At 66.7% G+C, this 16,010-nt stretch carries 13 protein-coding genes; 6 read left to right on the plus strand and 7 right to left on the minus strand.

Annotated features, from left to right (window positions below; all coding sequences use genetic code 11):
* Window positions 1-55 precede the first annotated feature (55 nt).
* The 7 genes from H5T65_06540 to H5T65_06570 form a co-directional block, all read right to left on the minus strand.
* Complete coding sequence (locus tag H5T65_06540) at window positions 56-901, minus strand: alpha/beta hydrolase (protein MBC7258887.1); 846 nt, start codon at window positions 899-901, stop codon at window positions 56-58.
* A gap of 23 nt (window positions 902-924) precedes the next feature.
* On the minus strand, window positions 925-1,818 hold the full coding sequence (locus H5T65_06545) for a patatin-like phospholipase family protein (GenBank protein ID MBC7258888.1): 894 nt from the start codon (window positions 1,816-1,818) through the stop codon (window positions 925-927).
* A 39-nt stretch (window positions 1,819-1,857) separates the two neighbouring features.
* Window positions 1,858-2,892, minus strand: coding sequence for a DUF2804 domain-containing protein (locus H5T65_06550; protein ID MBC7258889.1), 1,035 nt, complete (start codon window positions 2,890-2,892; stop codon window positions 1,858-1,860).
* A gap of 206 nt (window positions 2,893-3,098) precedes the next feature.
* Complete coding sequence (gene ygfK, locus H5T65_06555; GenBank protein MBC7258890.1) at window positions 3,099-6,374, minus strand: putative selenate reductase subunit YgfK; 3,276 nt, start codon at window positions 6,372-6,374, stop codon at window positions 3,099-3,101.
* A gap of 290 nt (window positions 6,375-6,664) precedes the next feature.
* Window positions 6,665-7,393 carry a queuosine precursor transporter gene (locus H5T65_06560; protein ID MBC7258891.1) on the minus strand — a complete coding sequence of 243 codons (729 nt, stop codon included), beginning with the start codon at window positions 7,391-7,393 and terminating at the stop codon, window positions 6,665-6,667.
* A complete protein-coding gene (locus H5T65_06565; GenBank protein MBC7258892.1) occupies window positions 7,390-8,334 on the minus strand; it encodes an adenine nucleotide alpha hydrolase family protein in 945 nt (314 codons plus the stop codon). Before H5T65_06565 ends, H5T65_06560 begins: the two co-directional genes overlap by 4 nt.
* A gap of 28 nt (window positions 8,335-8,362) precedes the next feature.
* Window positions 8,363-8,554: a MoaD/ThiS family protein gene (locus H5T65_06570; GenBank protein ID MBC7258893.1), complete on the minus strand. Its 192-nt coding sequence runs from the start codon at window positions 8,552-8,554 to the stop codon at window positions 8,363-8,365.
* A 260-nt stretch (window positions 8,555-8,814) separates the two neighbouring features.
* On the opposite strand from H5T65_06570, the gene H5T65_06575 reads away from it, so the two are divergent.
* The 6 genes from H5T65_06575 to H5T65_06600 all read left to right on the plus strand — a co-directional run bounded on the left by H5T65_06575 (window position 8,815) and on the right by H5T65_06600 (window position 15,725).
* Window positions 8,815-10,047, plus strand: a complete 1,233-nt coding sequence (locus tag H5T65_06575) for a trypsin-like peptidase domain-containing protein (GenBank protein ID MBC7258894.1) — start codon at window positions 8,815-8,817, stop codon at window positions 10,045-10,047.
* A 391-nt stretch (window positions 10,048-10,438) separates the two neighbouring features.
* The gene (locus tag H5T65_06580; protein MBC7258895.1) at window positions 10,439-11,287 is read left to right on the plus strand and encodes a HesA/MoeB/ThiF family protein; all 849 of its coding nucleotides are present in this window, start codon (window positions 10,439-10,441) and stop codon (window positions 11,285-11,287) included.
* On the plus strand, window positions 11,287-12,474 hold the full coding sequence (locus H5T65_06585; GenBank protein ID MBC7258896.1) for a CinA family nicotinamide mononucleotide deamidase-related protein: 1,188 nt from the start codon (window positions 11,287-11,289) through the stop codon (window positions 12,472-12,474). The genes H5T65_06580 and H5T65_06585 overlap by 1 nt, the downstream gene beginning before the upstream one ends.
* 38 nt (window positions 12,475-12,512) lie before the next feature.
* Window positions 12,513-13,391, plus strand: a complete 879-nt coding sequence (locus H5T65_06590; protein ID MBC7258897.1) for an NAD(P)H-dependent oxidoreductase — start codon at window positions 12,513-12,515, stop codon at window positions 13,389-13,391.
* Between the two features lie 10 nt (window positions 13,392-13,401).
* Entirely contained in the window at window positions 13,402-14,520 is a 1,119-nt protein-coding gene (locus H5T65_06595; protein ID MBC7258898.1) for a 2-hydroxyacyl-CoA dehydratase, read from the plus strand.
* On the plus strand, window positions 14,517-15,725 hold the full coding sequence (locus H5T65_06600; protein MBC7258899.1) for a 2-hydroxyacyl-CoA dehydratase: 1,209 nt from the start codon (window positions 14,517-14,519) through the stop codon (window positions 15,723-15,725). The genes H5T65_06595 and H5T65_06600 overlap by 4 nt, the downstream gene beginning before the upstream one ends.
* Window positions 15,726-16,010: the final 285 nt, after the last annotated feature.

A 16,010-nucleotide genomic window follows, 5' to 3' on the forward strand; every position in this document is an offset into this window, starting at 1 on the left:
GCTGTTCCCTGTATCCCACAGACGCAGGGTGTGCCGCGGCTGTTCCCCTTTGCAATCACCGTCCTAGGAGGAACCGCAGGGGCATGTCAAGACGCGCCCGCCAGGCCGCTTCGTTATGGTCTGCCCCGACGAACTTGCGCGTAACCCAGTCCACGCCGCCCGTGTACCCCAGCGCCCGCATGCTCTTGTCCATCGCTTGCTGGTATGGCTCGTACTCCGCATCCAAGCCCTCGGTGCCATGGTCAAAGTAGATTCTGTGGGAACCGGCCCTGGGAAGCGCGGCCCCGAAATAGTCCACCAGAACCATCCCTCCAGCCGGCCAGTGCGTGGACAGGCACGCGGCCCCGCCGAACACCTCGGGGTACTCGGCCAGCGCATAGAGCGAAACGAGGCCGCCCATGCTGGATCCCGCGACAAAGGTGTGCCGCCTATCCGGCAACGTGGGGTACGCCGAGTCTATGAACGGCTTGAGTTCAGTTGTCAGGAAAAGCAGGTAGTCATCGGAAATCGGCGCTCTCCCATGCTCGCGGATGAACTCGTCGCGCACCGCTCGGGCATCGGGCCGCGCCAAGGGCTTCGCGGGCATGTACTCGCGCCACCGGTTGGCCCCATGCCAGACGCCCACGACGATGGCCCCTTTGGGAATCTGCCGACTTCGGAGAAGCCGCGAAACCGCTTCGTCCACACCCCAGTCCTGGCCGGTAGTGGACAGAGCAGGATCAAAGAGGTTGTGCCCATCGTGCATGTACAGCACCGGATGGCCCTCGTCCCCGCTCACACAGTCAGGCGGAAGCCAGACATCCACAGTGCGCGGTTCCACGTGAGCCGATGGGAACCGCTGGTACCGCTGAATCCATCCGCCCCCATCCGATAGCGGCACATCTACTGAGCGCAAAATCATTCACCGTCTCCCAGTGGGTCAGTTCACGTGGCGGACGACGGGTCTCCGGCACTCAGGAGCCGCTTCCACCACGGCTTGCAGGCACTCAGACGCTGGGCCAACTCGGCGCGGGTCGTGATGTACCCCTGCGCGATCAACTCCTCCGTGTGGGAAAAGTCCCACCCCTGCACCGGTTCCCGCCCCATCAGGCCGATGTGCCAGACTTCCACGCCGCGCTCGGCGGCCAGCGCCATCTCCAAATCCAGTTGGCGCTGCTCCACCGTGCGCATCAGTTTGGCGAGGAATAGCCCGAACCGCTCATCGCCAATGGGAATACAACGGGGATCGGCCAGGTCCAGCGCGATGATGGACCGCGCGCCCTGGGCCAGCGCCGGCTCCACCGGCACATTGCTGACCACGCCACCGTCCATCAGCAGATAGTCGCCTTTCTCCAGCGGTCGCACCCACGGCGGCAGCGCGGTGCTGGCCAACAGCCCTTCCAGCACCGAGTCATCGGGGTTCGCCCCGTACAGCACAGGCCGCCCTGAATTCAAATCGGCCGCGACCAAGATGAGCCGCACCCCGCGGATGTCCCCGAAGCGCATGTCGGGCGAGATGCCGTGGCTGATGAAGAAATCGCGCATGCGGTGGTACGGCTGCCAGCCCGGGCGGTTGAACAGCACCCGCAGCGTGAGCCACAGGTAGTTGGCGGGCATCAGATCGGCGGCAGCGGCATCGCGCCACGTCTGCACCAGCGACTCCAGCGCCGCAAGACTCACGCCGTGCAAAGCCAGGTGGGCCGCGTTCGCCGCGCCGATAGACGTCCCCACGAGCAGGTCGGGCTTGAAACCCGCCTCCAGCAGCGCCCGCAGCGCCCCGACTTGCAATGCCCCTCGCGCGCCTCCGCCGCCCAACACAAAAGCCAACGGCCTACGCATCTGCGCCTCCTTTCCCGCGACAACACAGCCGCGCGGGCGCTACCACCGCGCCCGGTGCTCTTCGGCGAATCCGATCAAATCCCTGATGGCCACTTCCTCCCCGTCGTCGGCGATCGCTCTCCCGTTGTACCGCCCGAACATCTGGTGCACCTCGCTGAAGATGACGCCGAGATTCGTACGCGCCGTGCGGTCCAGGAACGGCGTGAACGTCAGGTTCAGCCTCCCCTCGTTGTCGGTAAATCGCCAGGGCTTCATGTAGTCGCCGGGGGCGTACTCAAACCGCACCCGATCCAGTTTGTGGATGCGGTTGGCGAGGATGAGGGCATTTTCCGTCGCAGCCGAAAGATCGCCGAAACCCTGGCCCAGGTTCAAGCCCACCGTGCGCCCGTCGGGCAGGAACCCCGACGCGCTCGCCCAGTTCCAGAACGAGCGGTACTCCCACACGCCGCGCCCCCAGTCCAGCGAACCGATGCAGGTTGCGGGATCAAGGGTCTCGCGGATGTCGCCGTAGCGCAGACTGCCAGAGGCGGGCAGGCAGTTGATCTTGCGGTTGTAGTAGAAACGCCGCTTGCCGATGGGGATGACAATGGTCATGGACTCGTACCCGGGCGGCGCTGCGAGGGTGATGTCAGCCTCTATGCCGCGCCCGCCGTGGAACTTGGGCCACGAGACCACGACGCGGCGCTCGGCGTCGCGCACGCCGAATTCCAGTCGCACGCCGCTGCCTTCAAAGCGACTGTCGCCCTCGGTGCTGTTGCGCGGCAGCACGACTCCCCGACTCAACGGCACGACAAGCCCTTCCTCATGCAACTCGCGGGTCTGAAAGTCCACCGTGTACACGAAGATGTTGCCCGCGTAGCCGAGGTCGGCGATGGTGGCCGAAAAGAAGCGGCGCGGCGTGAAGACGGCGTAGTAATCCCAACGCTTGACGCGGAACCGTTGGAGGGGCCGCAGCGCGTAGAATCGCGCGGCTTCCAGGTTGCAGTCCAGAAGCGGCTGCCGAGACCAACCCACCTGGGCGAGTTTCCCCTCGGGCGTCAGCAGCGAACCGGGCTGGGTCAGTTCTCTCTGCATCGTCTGCCTCCCTGTAGATGTGGAGCTTCGTCCACAGTCTACAGGGAAAGGCAGGCGTCGTCAAGCCCGTCGTCGGGCGCTGGCCTAGGGCTTCAGTTGCATGTAGGCCGCCCCGAGCGCAAGCGCCGCGACCCCGTTCAGCACAGCCGGTGCCGAGATTCCGCTCCTACGCCCTTATCGCACGCTGCCGGCGCCGAAGGGCCGGGCTATGCCTTCCCCCAAGTCGGCAGGAACGGCAACGCCGCTTCCAGTCCCCTGAACACCACGGCCATCTCGGCCGCGCCAACCAGCGACAACTCGCCCTCAAACGCCTGCTTCAGTTCAACGCCGCCCACCGCCCAGTCGGACGACAGGGACACGTTCACATGCGCGTCTTCGTACACCAGGCCGTCGTCGGCGATAGTCAACGCCGACTCGCGCCCCCCCTTGCGTCGGCGGATGGTGCGCCCGGAGATGTAGAAGGCGTTGTCGGTCTCTCGGCCGAAGTCGGCCTCGTTCAAGAAGAGACGCGGCTTCTCCAGATAGGGCTTGCCCTGATGCACGCAGAAGGTGGCGCAGTTGCCGCACTCGTTGCAGAAATCGTCCACGTGCACGATTTGGCGCGTTTGCGTGATTTCAAGCACCTCTTCGCGCACGACCTCCGCCCGCCCGTCCCGACACGCCAGCACGGGCACCGTCCAGCGCCCGGGCGCCACGGCGTAGGCGTAGTTGGCGCGGTTCGGGCAAACCTCCACGCATTTGTCGCACAGCGCCGAGCATTGCAGACAGCGGGCCGCCTCGGCGCGGGCCGCATCCTCGGTCAGCGACTGCTCCACCAATTCAAACCCCGCGCGCTGGCCAACCGGCAGCATGTCGGGCTTGTGCTGAGGCTCTTTGCGGGCGCGGGCGCGCTTGACGGCGAGAATCTCGTCGTCGGACAGTTCGGGCAGGCGCGGCAGCAAATCGCGGAACGGCACGCCCAACTCCGCGCAGATCGCTTCAGCGGCGCGGCGCCCATCGGCGCAGGCCTGGATGATGATGGCCGGGCCGCGCGCTGCGTCGCCGCCCGCGTACACCCGCGCCGGGCCCGCCCGCCCCGTGGCCGGGTCAACGCCGATGGCACCGTCGGCCCGCAGCGAGATCGCGCTGCCGTTGAGGAACGCGATGTCGGGCTTCTGGCCGATGGCGACGATGATGGCGTCGGCCTCCAGGCGGAACTCGCTGCCAGGGATGGGCACAGGCTTTCGGCGGCCATCGGCATCGGGTTCGCCCAGTCGGTTCCGCACGCATTCCAGCGCCGCCACCCGGCCGTCCTCCAGGATGATCCGCACCGGCGACGCGAGTTCCAGCACCGTGTTGCCCTCGTCCAGCAGGTCCTGGACTTCCTCCGCCTCGGCGGGCATCTCCTGGCGGGTGCGGCGGTAAACCACCGTAACCGCCTCGCCCGTCAGGCGGCGGGCCGTGCGCGCGGCGTCCATGGCGGTATTCCCGCCGCCGATGACCAGCACGCGCTTGCCGAGTTCGGGGGCCTTCCCGCGCGCCGCACGGGCCAGGAAGTCCAGCGCCGCGTACACACCCTCGCCGTCCTCGCCCTCTATCCCCAGCCGTGCGTCCCGCTGCCACCCGCAAGCCACGTACACCGCATCGTACCCGTCCTGCAGCAGTTGTTCCGGCGGCTCGGTGATGGGGTGCGACAGGAGAATCTCTACGCCCAGTGCCTTGATAAAGTCAATGTCCTCTTCCACAATATCCCTGGGCAGGCGGAACTCCGGGGCCAGCGCCAACATCCCGCCGGGCACGTCCCTGGCCTCAAAGATCGTGGCCTGCACCCCGCTGAGGGCCAGGAAATACGCTGCCGCAAGCCCCGACGGCCCGCTGCCGATGATGGCCACTTCGTAGTCGGTGGGCTCGGGCATGTCCATCGTGATCTCGCCGTTCTCCACGGCAAACCGCTTGAGCGCGCGGATCGCCACCGGCTCGTCGTAGTTGTTGCGGGTGCACCGGGTCTGGCACAGGTGCGTGCACACGTAGCCCGTTACGCCCGGCAGCGGATTGCGGGCCATGATGACCTCCAGCGCGCGATCGTAATTACCCCGCGCAATCAGCCGCGCGTATTCGGGCACATCCTGCCGCACCGCGCACTGTTCCACGCATGGCGCCGTGATGCAGTCAAAAAGCCCCAGGGGCGACTCAACCTTCGGCAGCCCGTAGGGGTGGTACGCCTTCTTGTAACGCGGGTGCGTCCGCGCCTCAGCGGCGGCGCGCTCCAAATTCGCCATGCGGTCCTTCGCCAGGTCGGCCAGGCTCCCCGCCGCCCGCGCATGCATCTCGCGCTCCAGGTTCTCCAGGTACTGCACGAATCGGGAATACCCGCCCGGCTTCAGGATATCCGAAACCGCCGTAACCGGCAGCGCGCCGCACGAGAGGATCGTCGGCAGGTTCAGCGCGTCGGCGCCGGCCGAGTAGGACACGTGCAGGTCGCCGTTGAACTCCTGCGCCAGTTTGCGGAACAGAGTCATCGTGATGGGGTAAAGCGCGCGGCCCGACATGTACATCTCCCCGCCCGGCAGATACCCCTTGTGGTTGGCCATGGCGAGCGTGTTGCTCAGTTTCACGCCAAACACGAGGCCGCACTCCTGCGCGGTTTCCTTCAGCGAGCGGATGAGTTGCACCGCGCGCGGGTACTGAAGGTCGTGGTCAAACACCCTGTCAGGGATGTCTATCTCGGTGTAGCCCAAGTCGTCGTGAAGGATGCGCATCACGGTGTCCTTGCCCAGCAGCGTGGGGTTCAGTTTCACCATCGTGTGCAGCCCGCGCTCCTCCATGAGGTAGCGGGCGATGCGCTCAATCTCATCCGGCGGGCACCCGTGCATCGTGGACAGCGTTACGTTATCGGTTAGCCGCGACGGGATGTCCACGTCGGCGAACTGCGGGAACTGCGCCTCCAGCACGGCCCGTATCTCGGCGAGGTCTTCGGATGCGTCGGCCAGCCGATCCATGAAGCGGGTCATCGGCGCGCTCTGGATACCCTGCAGATTGTAGCCGACGCTCATGTTGAACACCGTGCCGAACGGGGCGTCGTCAAACCCCAGAGCGTGGCGCAGGATGTGCAGCAGCGCCCACGCCTTGACGTACTCCGACGCCGACTGCTCCAGTTTCAACTCCTGCGACCACTCCACGTTGTAGCCTTCGTCGGCCATGTCAATGCAGGGGCGGTCTATCTTCAACTCGTCCATGATCTGGACGGTCTTCAGTTCAATGAATCGCCCGCCCGACAGCCAGGCGCACACGATATTCTGGGCCAATTGCGTGTGGGGGCCGGCGCCAGGCCCGATAGGCGTGGCCAGGGTATGGCCGAATATCTCGCTGGCGTAGGGCGCGCTCGCCTTGGGCCTGTAGAACAGCGCGCGGGGGATGCCGAAGATGGAGCCGTTGTGTTCCAGTTCGCGGAGAATCCAGCGAAGAAGCACGTCAAACGGTTGCGGCCTCATGATATCGGACATAGGTCGTCCCTCCTGTTGGTTTCGGACCGGCGATCGGTGCGAACGGCGTTACGCAAGCGAATTGTACCCGCGAGTGGGAACGGGGTCAAGCGGGCGTGAGCAGCGGCTCGGCTCTGGTTTTGTGTTGGTGGCAAGGTGCGACGCACTTTCGGAAGTGCGTCGCACCTGTACCCATGCCGCGACCAACAGAGTCTGGAACCGAGCCTGAGGAACGGCTCGGCGCCGTTCACCTCGTCATCGGCGCGGTTACACGACGGGACGCGCAGCCGGTGCCGCACCCATCCCGTCGCTCACGACGCATGCCCCCCACCCAGGTCGGCAATCCGAAACGGGTTGAAGTCCGTGTCGTGGTCGTAGTAATCCTCATTCTCCGCCCGCTTCAGGAAATTGACGACCTGGTACGTTACCGGCGTCATCACGACTTCCAGCCCGGTCTTGAACAGATAGTTGGAAACGAAGATGCTCAACAGGACGCCCCAGGACATGGTGCCGGCGAACGCCAGGGCAACGAACAGCAGCGTATCCACGCCCTCGCCGACGAGGGTGGAGCCGATGGTGCGCGTCCACAGCCAGCGCCCGCGGGTCATCAGTTTCATCTTCGCCAGCACGTAGGAGTTGGAGAACTCGCCCGCGAAGTAGGCGACCAGACTGGCGAGCACGATTCGCGGCGTCGCCCCCAGGACTGCGTCATACGCCTGCTGCCCCACCCGCGCCGACCATTCGGCCTCGCCGGGGATGCGCCCCACGACCCACAGGGTTAAACTCATCAGCGCCGTGCAGAAAAACCCCGTCCATATCACCCGCCGCGACCGCCGATACCCGTACACCTCCGTGAGAACGTCCCCGAAGATGTAACTCAACGGGAAAAGGAGCGTACCGCCGTCAAAAGTCAGGAACGGCAGGCCGAAGGTTACGATCTTGGCGGACGACGCAATGTTGCTGATGAGCAACACAGCGACAAACAACGCCATGACGAAGTCAAAGTACCGATAGGCGCGTCGTTCGGTTGAGATGGTCATGTTTCATCCTCGTCCTGGCCCGTCGGGGCGTCGGATTGCCAGAGTCGGCAGAAGGCGCACAGCCCGGGCGCGGTCGTCGGCTGCCCGCACTGTTCGCACGCATGGAGCGCGCGCTCGCCCCCCTCCGCAAACTGGATGCTCCCGCTCTGCTTCGCGCGCACGAACTGGGTGAAGAAATACGCCTTCGCCCCCGGAGACCGCTGCTCCAGTTGATTCAGGATTTCTTTGTAAAACAGCGTGCGCGCGCCGACAGCGTGGGGGCATTCATCCTGAATGTAGTCTATGCCGCACACGAGGGCATACGCCGCCACCTCGCGCTCGTACATCAGGCACAGCGGCTTCACCTTGCGCACCAGCCCCTCATCGTCGGCGGGCAACACGGGGAACTGCCGCGCCAGATAGCCCGGCTGCCACGTCAGCGTGTTCTGCATGAGCACTGCGGCCTCGTCGTCCAGGTTGTGGCCCGTAACCAGCACCGAGAACCCGCCCTCCCGCGCAAAGCGATTCATGATGTGCCGCTTGACCAGCCCGCAAAGCGAGCACACCTTGCGAATCCGCCCGCGCCGCAGCGCCAGGTCGGGCACCGAAAGCCCGTACCGGTCGCGGACGCTCACCACGTGGCAGGTCGCGCCTCGCGCCTCCGCAAACCGCAGCGCTCGCACCTTGGACTCGGTGGAGTAGCCCCCGTCCGGAATGCCCAGATCAATGTACATCCCCTCCGCGTGATAGCCCAGGCGCAGGAGCACATCCCACACGCTCAAACTGTCCTTGCCGCCCGACACCGCCACGAGCACCTTATCGTCGGGCGACAGCATCCCAAACTGCCGGATGGTGCGCTCCACCTGCCCGCGGAACCAGTCCGGGTAGCATTCGTCGCACAGCGCCAGTTTGTGGCGGCGCATGTTGATGGCGGCCGGCCGCCCGCACTTGCGACACTTCATCCTGCTGTCGCCCATCGCAACTCCGCCCTCACCCGCCCGAAACCACCGCGACCAGGGTGATCTCGTCGCCGTCCTCCAGGATCGCCGAGTCGTCCACCAACTTGCCGTTGCGCAGGACGAGCACGGCCTCCGGGTCAAGCCCCAGTTTCAGGATGGCGTCGCGGGCCGTCATCCCGGCCTTCAGTTCGTATTGCTTTCCGCGATACCGCACCACTACCATGGACGTGCCTCCTGCAAGCCATTGTACGCAAGAAGGCGCACGTCGGCAACATGGCCGCCGACGCCGTGTCGGTTCCAAAGTTTGTTGGTGGCGCCATGGACATGGGTGCGACGCACTTTCGGAAATGCGTCGCACCTGGGTCACCCACACAAGACGGAGCCGAATCCCGCCGCGCTTTTTCTTACGTACTCCTAACCTCCCTCTCACCTGCGGTTAATGTCATGCCGGTATAATGCTTCTCCGAAAGGAGGTGAACGCCCATGTTTCGCAAGAGAAACCCCATCGCGTTCAGCATGGTCGTACTATTGCTTGTCGTCCTTCTCGCGGGCTGTTCTGTCGCACCGTTCGCGGCCAGCCAGGCCCCGCAGCCCACGCCGACCCCCACACCCTTGCCCACCGCCACATTGCCGGCTCCGGCGCCAGAGGCCGCCACGTTACCAGCGATGCCCCAGACGGACTACGAGGAGCAGTTGCTCGTGCGCGTGTATGAGGAAGCAAGCCCCTCGGTTGTGAACATCCGCGTCCGCACCAGAGTGAGCAGCGGCTTCCCTGGATTTGGCGACTTCGTCCAGCAAGGCCAGGGGTCTGGCTTCATCTGGGACACGCAAGGGCACATCGTAACCAACTACCACGTCGTGGAGAACGCCACGGCGATTGAGGTAACCTTCAACGATGGCATCTCGCTGCCCGCCACCCTCGTGGGCGCGGACCCCGATAGCGACCTGGCCGTGATCAAGGTGGACCCCGCCGAGCACGACCTGAAGCCGGTCAAACTGGGCGACTCGGACGCCCTGAAGGTGGGCCAGCGCGCCATCGCCATCGGGAACCCATTCGGCCTTGAGGGCACCCTCACCGCAGGGGTCATCAGCGCGCTGGGCCGCGATCTTCCCGCCGCTTCCACGGGCGCCAGCCTGGTCGGCTACCGCATCCCCGACGTGATCCAGACCGACGCGCCCATCAACCCGGGCAACTCGGGCGGACCGCTCCTCAACAGCAATGGAGAAGTCATCGGGGTCAACGCCGCCATTGAGTCCTCCACCGGCACCTCTGCGGGCATCGGCTTCGCCATTCCGGTGTCCATCGTCAAGCAGGTGGTGCCGTCGCTGATCCAGACCGGCTCGTATCGGCATCCGTGGCTCGGCGTTACGGTGGCCACGCTCTCGCCCAAGGTTGCCGAAGCCATGGGCCTGCCGCGAAAGCAGCAGGGCGCGCTGGTTGTGGAGGTAACCGCCAACGGTCCGGCCGCGGCCGCCGGCCTGAGGCCCAGCAGCCGGGTCGTACAAATAGACGGCGATCAGGTTACCGTGGGCGGCGACGTGATTATCCGCATAGATACCACCGAGATCAAGCGCTCCGAGGATTTGATCAGTTACCTGGTGCGGCGCACATCGGTGGGACAGCAGGTTACCCTCACCGTGTTGCGCGACGGCAAGGAGATGGAGATCAAGGTAACCCTAGGCGAGCGCCCGACAACCCGCGAGCGCAACACCTAGCCGGGCGCGGGGTGCCCGCGGCGTCGGCAGAATGCTCAACCTCCGGCGGCGAGGTTTACGGGAGCGGGCCGCCAGACCCCACCGCTCCCGACACGAAGCAACCTCGCGTTTCCTATTCGTGCCGATTCGTGTTATTCGTGGATGACACCAGCCCGCAGGGCTTCGCCCTTTCAGCCCGATGCTTCAGCGTCGGGCGGGCTGTTCCCTCTCCCACCGGGAGAGGGCCAGGGTGAGGGGCGCACACGGACATGGCGGCGACGCACCTCACCCCAGGCCTTCGGCGTCCCCTTCTCCGCGCGCGGAGAGGGGGCACGAGGGGGTGAGGTTGCCATGCCGCGCCCACTCGTGCTAAAATGCCTCCACCCGAAGCCCCCGTGAGGTGAGAGTGTGTATGAACGAGAACGCTTTGCGAGACCGACTCCTGGCGTCTGCCGTCCACGAAGGCGAACTCCGCCTGTTGCCCCTCGCCGCCGAGAAAGCCCTGGCCGAGGAATTCGGCCTGCCCCACCGCGAGGTGCAAATCGCCGCGGTGCAAAACCGCATCCTGCCCGCGCGCTACCAGCGCAGCCTGGGCACGGTCGGCTGGGACGGCCAACTCGCGCTGCTCCGCGCCACGTGCGGCATCGTGGGCCTGGGCGGCCTCGGCGGGTGGATCGTGGAGGGCCTGGCCCGCATGGGCGTGGGCTGCCTCATCCTCATTGACGGCGACCGATTCGCCGAGAACAACCTGAACCGCCAAGCCCTGTGTTGGGAGTCCACCCTCGGACAGCCGAAGACGGTTGCCGCCGCCGAGCGCGTCCGCAACCTCAACCCCGCCGTGGAAGTCCGCGCCCACGCCGTGTGGGCCGACGAGCATTCGCTGCCCGACCTGCTGCGCGGCGCCACCGTGATCGTGGACGCGCTGGACACCCTGCCGACGCGCATCGTCCTGCAGAAGGTCGCCCAGAGTCTCGGCGTGCCCATGGTGCATGGAGCCATCGCGGGATACATCGGCCAGGTCATGACCATCTTCCCAGGCGACGCCGGCCTTCTCGCCCTGTACCCCGAGGGCAAATCGCCCGAACGCGGCGCCGAGGCGTTGTGGGGCAACCCCGCCGCCACGCCTATGATGATCGCGTCGTGGCAAATCCAGGAGGTCGTCAAGATCATCACCGGCCGCGGCCAGCCGCTCCGCAACCGCATGCTCCTCATGGATGCCGAACAGGGCACGGCGGAAATCCTGAAACTCGGAGACCTCTGATGCGGGCCGAAATCATCACATCGGGAACCGAACTCCTGCTGGGCGACCTGGTGGACACCAACGCCGCGTACCTTTCGCGCCAGTTGCGCGCCCTCGGCATTGACGTGCACTACCGGACGACCGTCGGCGACAACGAGCAGCGCACGGCCGAGGCCATCTCGCTCGCCATGCGCCGCGCCGACTTGGTCATCACCACCGGCGGCCTCGGCCCAACCGTGGACGACGTAACGCGCCAGGCAGTGGCCCGCGCCACCGGCCGCCCGCTTGCCCTCCACCCCGAACTCCTCGCCGCCATTGAGGCGCGCTTCCGCAGTTTCGGCTATCGGATGACGGCGAACAACGTTCAGCAGGCGTACATCCCGCAGGGCGCCGTCGCGATTGAGAACCCCGTGGGCACAGCCCCCTGCTTCGCCGTGGAGACCCCCACCGGCGCGGTCATCTCGCTCCCCGGCGTGCCCCGCGAACTGGAGTACCTCATGGAGAATGCCGTCATCCCCTACCTGCGTCGGCGGTTCGGACTCCACGAGGTCATCAAGACCCGCGTCCTGAAGACCTGCGCCATCGGCGAGAGCGCCATAGACCAGCAGATCGCCGACCTGATGCAGACCTGCAACCCCACGGTGGGCCTCAACGCGCACCCAGGCCAGACCGACGTCCGCATCACCGCCAAGGCTGCATCGGAAGAAGAGGCCGACCGGCTGCTGGCCGAAATGGAGGCGAAAATCCACGAGCGACTGGGAGATAGCATCTACGGCACCGGCACCCAGACGCTGGAGGAAGTGCTCTTGCAATGGCTCCAGGCGCGGGGAGAGACGGTGGCGGTTCTGGAGACGCCAACTGGCGGCCAGTTGACGCAAAGGCTGGCCTCGGTGCGCGGCGTCGCGGGGTTCCTGGGCAGCATCGTCGCCCCCGCCGACGAAAGCCTACGCGCGCTTGTGCCCGCGTGGAGCGAGACTCCCGACCCCTGCCTGTCGGCGCGCGCCGCAGCCGACAGCGTCCGCGAGCGGTTCGGCGCCACCTACGGCCTGGCCATTGTCCCCTGTGCCGAGGGCAGCGCCATCGCGTTCTCAGGCCCGCGCGGCTCGGGGTGTCAGGTCGTTACGCGCCCGTCCCGCGACGCATTCGGGCGAACCTGGATCGTTACCACGGCGCTCAACCTGTTGCGCCGCCACATCCTGAACCAATAGGCCCAGAGGCCATCTACCTGCGACGGCGGAGGGAGACCATGACGACAATCCTGGCGCTCATCGGATCGGCGCGCCCCTGGGGGAACAGCGAGGTGCTGGCGCGTGAGGCCCTGGCCGGCGCGCGCGACGCCGGAGCCGACACGCTGGCCCTGCTGCGCCTCACCGACCTGCGCGTGGAGCCGTGCACCGGCTGCCTCGTGTGCGCCCTGCGAGGCCAGGCGTGCCCCATCTCCGACGACGTCGCGTTCCTGATGGAGCAAGTGCGCCAGGCCGATGCGTTTCTCATCGCCGCGCCCGTGTACTTCGTCGGCCCCGTGGCCCAGGCCAAGCGCGTGCTGGATCGGATGCTCATGTGGGCCTCGTCGCCCGATTGGGCCGCCGTTCTCCCCAAGCCGGCCATCACGCTGACCGCCGCCGGCCTGGAACCCTGGCGCGGCGTCGCGCAAGCCCTCTACAACGCGCTTGCCATGAGCCTGGGCGGGCGACTCCTCGGATGGATGACGGCCTACGCCACAGGCCCGGGTGAGGTGCTATTGCAGCCGGATGCCCTGGCCGCCGCCCGCGACCTGGGCCGCCGCCTGGTAACCAGAGAGGACGCCCCGCGCCAGGAATTCGCCTGCCCCACGTGCGGTTCCGACGCCTTCCACATCCGCGGCGACCGCGTCGTGTGCCCCATCTGCGGCCAGGAAGGGCGGCTGATGGCACAAGAAGGCACGCCGCGCATCCGATTTGACGACAGCCCTCGCAGCGAACGCTGGTCGCCGTCGGGGTTCTACCGGCATACTCAGGAGTGGATCGTCCCATCGGGCGAGCGGTTTCTCGCGCGTCGCCAGGAAATCAAGGCGCTGCGCGCGCGGTACGAAGGCTTGGGCGAGACGTGGATTCGCCCGCCGAGCCGCGCCGCCGACACGCGTTGAGGCAAGACCCATGTCCCACGAGAAAGACGCCATCTTCGCCGCGTTCAAGGCCGCTGCGACGCTGCCGCCCGACCGCTGGCGCGCCGAGTATCCAGGCCAGCCCGTCGCCGTGTTCTGCTCCTACGTGCCCGAGGAACTGCTCCACGCCGCGGGATTCGTCCCCGTGCGGCTCCGCAAGCAGCCCCCGCGGTCGGGCGCGTGGAGCGAGCACCTGCAGAGTTACGCCTGCCCCCTGGCGCGCTCGCTCCTGGAGCAGGGCGCCGAGGGCCAACTGGCGGGGTTCGCGGGCGCGGTCTTCGCTCACTCGTGCGACGCCATGCAGGCCCTGGCCGACATCTGGCACCTGCGGTTCGGCGACACGTTCGCCTGGGTTGTGAACGTGCCCACACGGCTGGACGGCCCTCACGCTGCGGCCTACCTGGTGCGCGAACTGGCCGCGATGCGCGCGGCGCTGGAGCGGCACACCGGCAGGCCCATTGGCGACGAGGACATCCGCGCCGGCATCGCCCTGTGCAACCGCGTGCGCGCGCTCCTGGCCTGCCTGGACGCCCTACGCGACCGCATTTCCAACGCCGAGTACTACGCCGCAATCCTGGCCGCGCAGACCATGCCCAAGGAGACCTTCATCCCCCTCGCCGAGAGCCTCATCCCGCGGTTGGAGGCGGCGCCGCCGCGACGGGGCCGCGCGCGGGTCATCGTCGTCGGCGCAATCCTGGACGACCTGACGGTGCCCGCGCTCGCGGATGATGTCGGCCTCGCTGTCGTCGGCGACGACCTGTGCACCGGAACGCGCTACTTTGAGGGCACGGCACGCATGGACGCGCCGCCGCTGGAGGCGCTGGCGGAACGTTTCCTCACGCGCACGCCCTGCGCGGCCAAACATCGGGATGACTGGCGCAGGGGGCAGGCGCTGCGCCTGCTGGCCCAGCAGCGGGGCGCGCGGGGGGTCGTCTTCTACCTGCAGAAGTTCTGCGAACCCCACGCCTTTGACTACGCCGACGCGCGCCGCGATCTGGAGGACGCAGGCATTCCCCACATCGTCCTGGAGGACGACACCGGCCCGGCCACGGCCCAATGGCGCACGCGGCTCCAGGCTTTCGCCGAGATGCTGGGAGGCACGCCCGGATGACCACCCGCCCCTATCGCAAACTACGGAGCACAACCGCATTGAGCCGACTGATGGCGGCCTACTACCTGTGCAGCCGCTGGGTCGGGCGGGTGCGGCCCATGGCCTGGGTAACCAGCGGCGCGCCCGTGGAAATCCTGGAAGCCATGGGCATCGCGTCGGTCTATCCCGAGAACTACGGCGCTCTGTGCGGCGCGCAGCGGGTGGCCACGGACTTATGTCAAGTTGCCGAGGCGCAGGGGTTTTCGCAAGACCTGTGCTCCTATGCGCGCACGTCCATCGGCGCCGTCTTCGCGCCCGAAAGCGCCCCGATGGGCGGCCTTCCCCTGCCCGACCTGCTCATCGCGTCCAACAACATCTGCGGCACTGTGGTCAAGTGGTACCAGTTCCTGGCACACCATTTCGGCGTGCCGCTGTTCCTGCTGGACGTGCCCTATGTCCACGCCGACGAGCCGCCCGAGCACGCCATCGCCTACGTGGAAGCGCAACTCCGCGAGATGATCGCCTGGCTGGAGGCCCACACCCGCCGCCGAATGGACGTGCGCCGCTTGCGCCGCGTCATCGCGTATTCCAACGAAGCCGTCGGCCTGTGGAAGGAAATCCGCGAACTGTGCAAGGCGCGCCCGTCCCCGCTGAACGCGCCAGACCTGTTCGTAACCATGGCCCCCATCGTGGTGCTGCGTGGGACTCGCTGGGCGCCGTGGTACTACCGGCGACTGAAGCGCGAAGCCGAGGGGCGCGTCGCCCGCCGCGAGGGCGCCGTCGTGGACGAACGCATCCGCCTGTTGTGGGACAACATCGCCATCTGGCCGCGGCTGTTTTCGGTGTTCAGCGCGTTCATCAAGCGCGGCGCTTGCTTCGTCGCCGACACGTACACCAACGCCTGGGCGGTGTCGGTGGATGCCGACGACCCCATCCACGGGCTGGCCCTGGCCTACACGACTGTGTACATCAACCAGCAGATTCCCAACCGCGCACGCCTGATGCTCCAGATGGTTCGGGACTACGGGATAGACGGCGCGGTGTTCCACTCCAACCGCTCGTGCAAGCCCTATTCGTTCGGGCAGTACGACCTGCGCCGCATCTTGGAACGCGAGGCGGGCATCCCCACGCTCATCCTGGAGGCCGACATGTGCGACACGCGGGCCTTCGCCGAGAGCCAACTGGCCACGCGCATCCAGGCGTTCATGGAGAACCTGGCGCCGTAGCGCGCCACGCCGAGCGGTCATTCCGGGGCTCGGTTCTATTCAGCCCGATGCCTCCGGTCGGGCGGGCCGTCCCCTCTCCCGCTGGGAGAGGGCGAGGGTGAGGGGCACTCGCGGGCCACACATCTCACCCCCGACCTTCGGCTTCCCCCTCTCCGCTGGCGGTTCAGGGGCGGACAGGGGTGAGGTGCGTGTCGGAAAACTCAGGCGGTTCGTGGGCATGGGCACCTTCTGAATATGAACGCGTGCAAATGGTGTGCTTGAATCTGCGCCTGCCAGTTCGGGGCA

The sequence above is a fragment of the Chloroflexota bacterium genome, assembly GCA_014360805.1.
In the GTDB taxonomy this organism is placed as follows: domain Bacteria; phylum Chloroflexota; class Anaerolineae; order DTLA01; family DTLA01; genus DTLA01.

Excerpts from the sequence above, each read along its gene's own strand:
- H5T65_06550 (MBC7258889.1), bottom strand. The coding sequence starts at position 2,892 with ATGCAGAGAGAACTGACCCAGCCCGGTTCGCTGCTGACGCCCGAGGGG.
- H5T65_06585 (MBC7258896.1), top strand. The coding sequence starts at position 11,287 with ATGCGGGCCGAAATCATCACATCGGGAACCGAACTCCTGCTGGGCGAC.
- H5T65_06600 (MBC7258899.1), top strand. The coding sequence starts at position 14,517 with ATGACCACCCGCCCCTATCGCAAACTACGGAGCACAACCGCATTGAGC.
- H5T65_06580 (MBC7258895.1), top strand. The coding sequence starts at position 10,439 with ATGAACGAGAACGCTTTGCGAGACCGACTCCTGGCGTCTGCCGTCCAC.
- H5T65_06565 (MBC7258892.1), bottom strand. The coding sequence starts at position 8,334 with ATGAAGTGTCGCAAGTGCGGGCGGCCGGCCGCCATCAACATGCGCCGC.
- H5T65_06590 (MBC7258897.1), top strand. The coding sequence starts at position 12,513 with ATGACGACAATCCTGGCGCTCATCGGATCGGCGCGCCCCTGGGGGAAC.
- H5T65_06545 (MBC7258888.1), bottom strand. The coding sequence starts at position 1,818 with ATGCGTAGGCCGTTGGCTTTTGTGTTGGGCGGCGGAGGCGCGCGAGGG.
- H5T65_06575 (MBC7258894.1), top strand. The coding sequence starts at position 8,815 with ATGTTTCGCAAGAGAAACCCCATCGCGTTCAGCATGGTCGTACTATTG.
- H5T65_06595 (MBC7258898.1), top strand. The coding sequence starts at position 13,402 with ATGTCCCACGAGAAAGACGCCATCTTCGCCGCGTTCAAGGCCGCTGCG.
- ygfK (MBC7258890.1), bottom strand. The coding sequence starts at position 6,374 with ATGTCCGATATCATGAGGCCGCAACCGTTTGACGTGCTTCTTCGCTGG.
- H5T65_06560 (MBC7258891.1), bottom strand. The coding sequence starts at position 7,393 with ATGACCATCTCAACCGAACGACGCGCCTATCGGTACTTTGACTTCGTC.
- H5T65_06540 (MBC7258887.1), bottom strand. The coding sequence starts at position 901 with ATGATTTTGCGCTCAGTAGATGTGCCGCTATCGGATGGGGGCGGATGG.
- H5T65_06570 (MBC7258893.1), bottom strand. The coding sequence starts at position 8,554 with ATGGTAGTGGTGCGGTATCGCGGAAAGCAATACGAACTGAAGGCCGGG.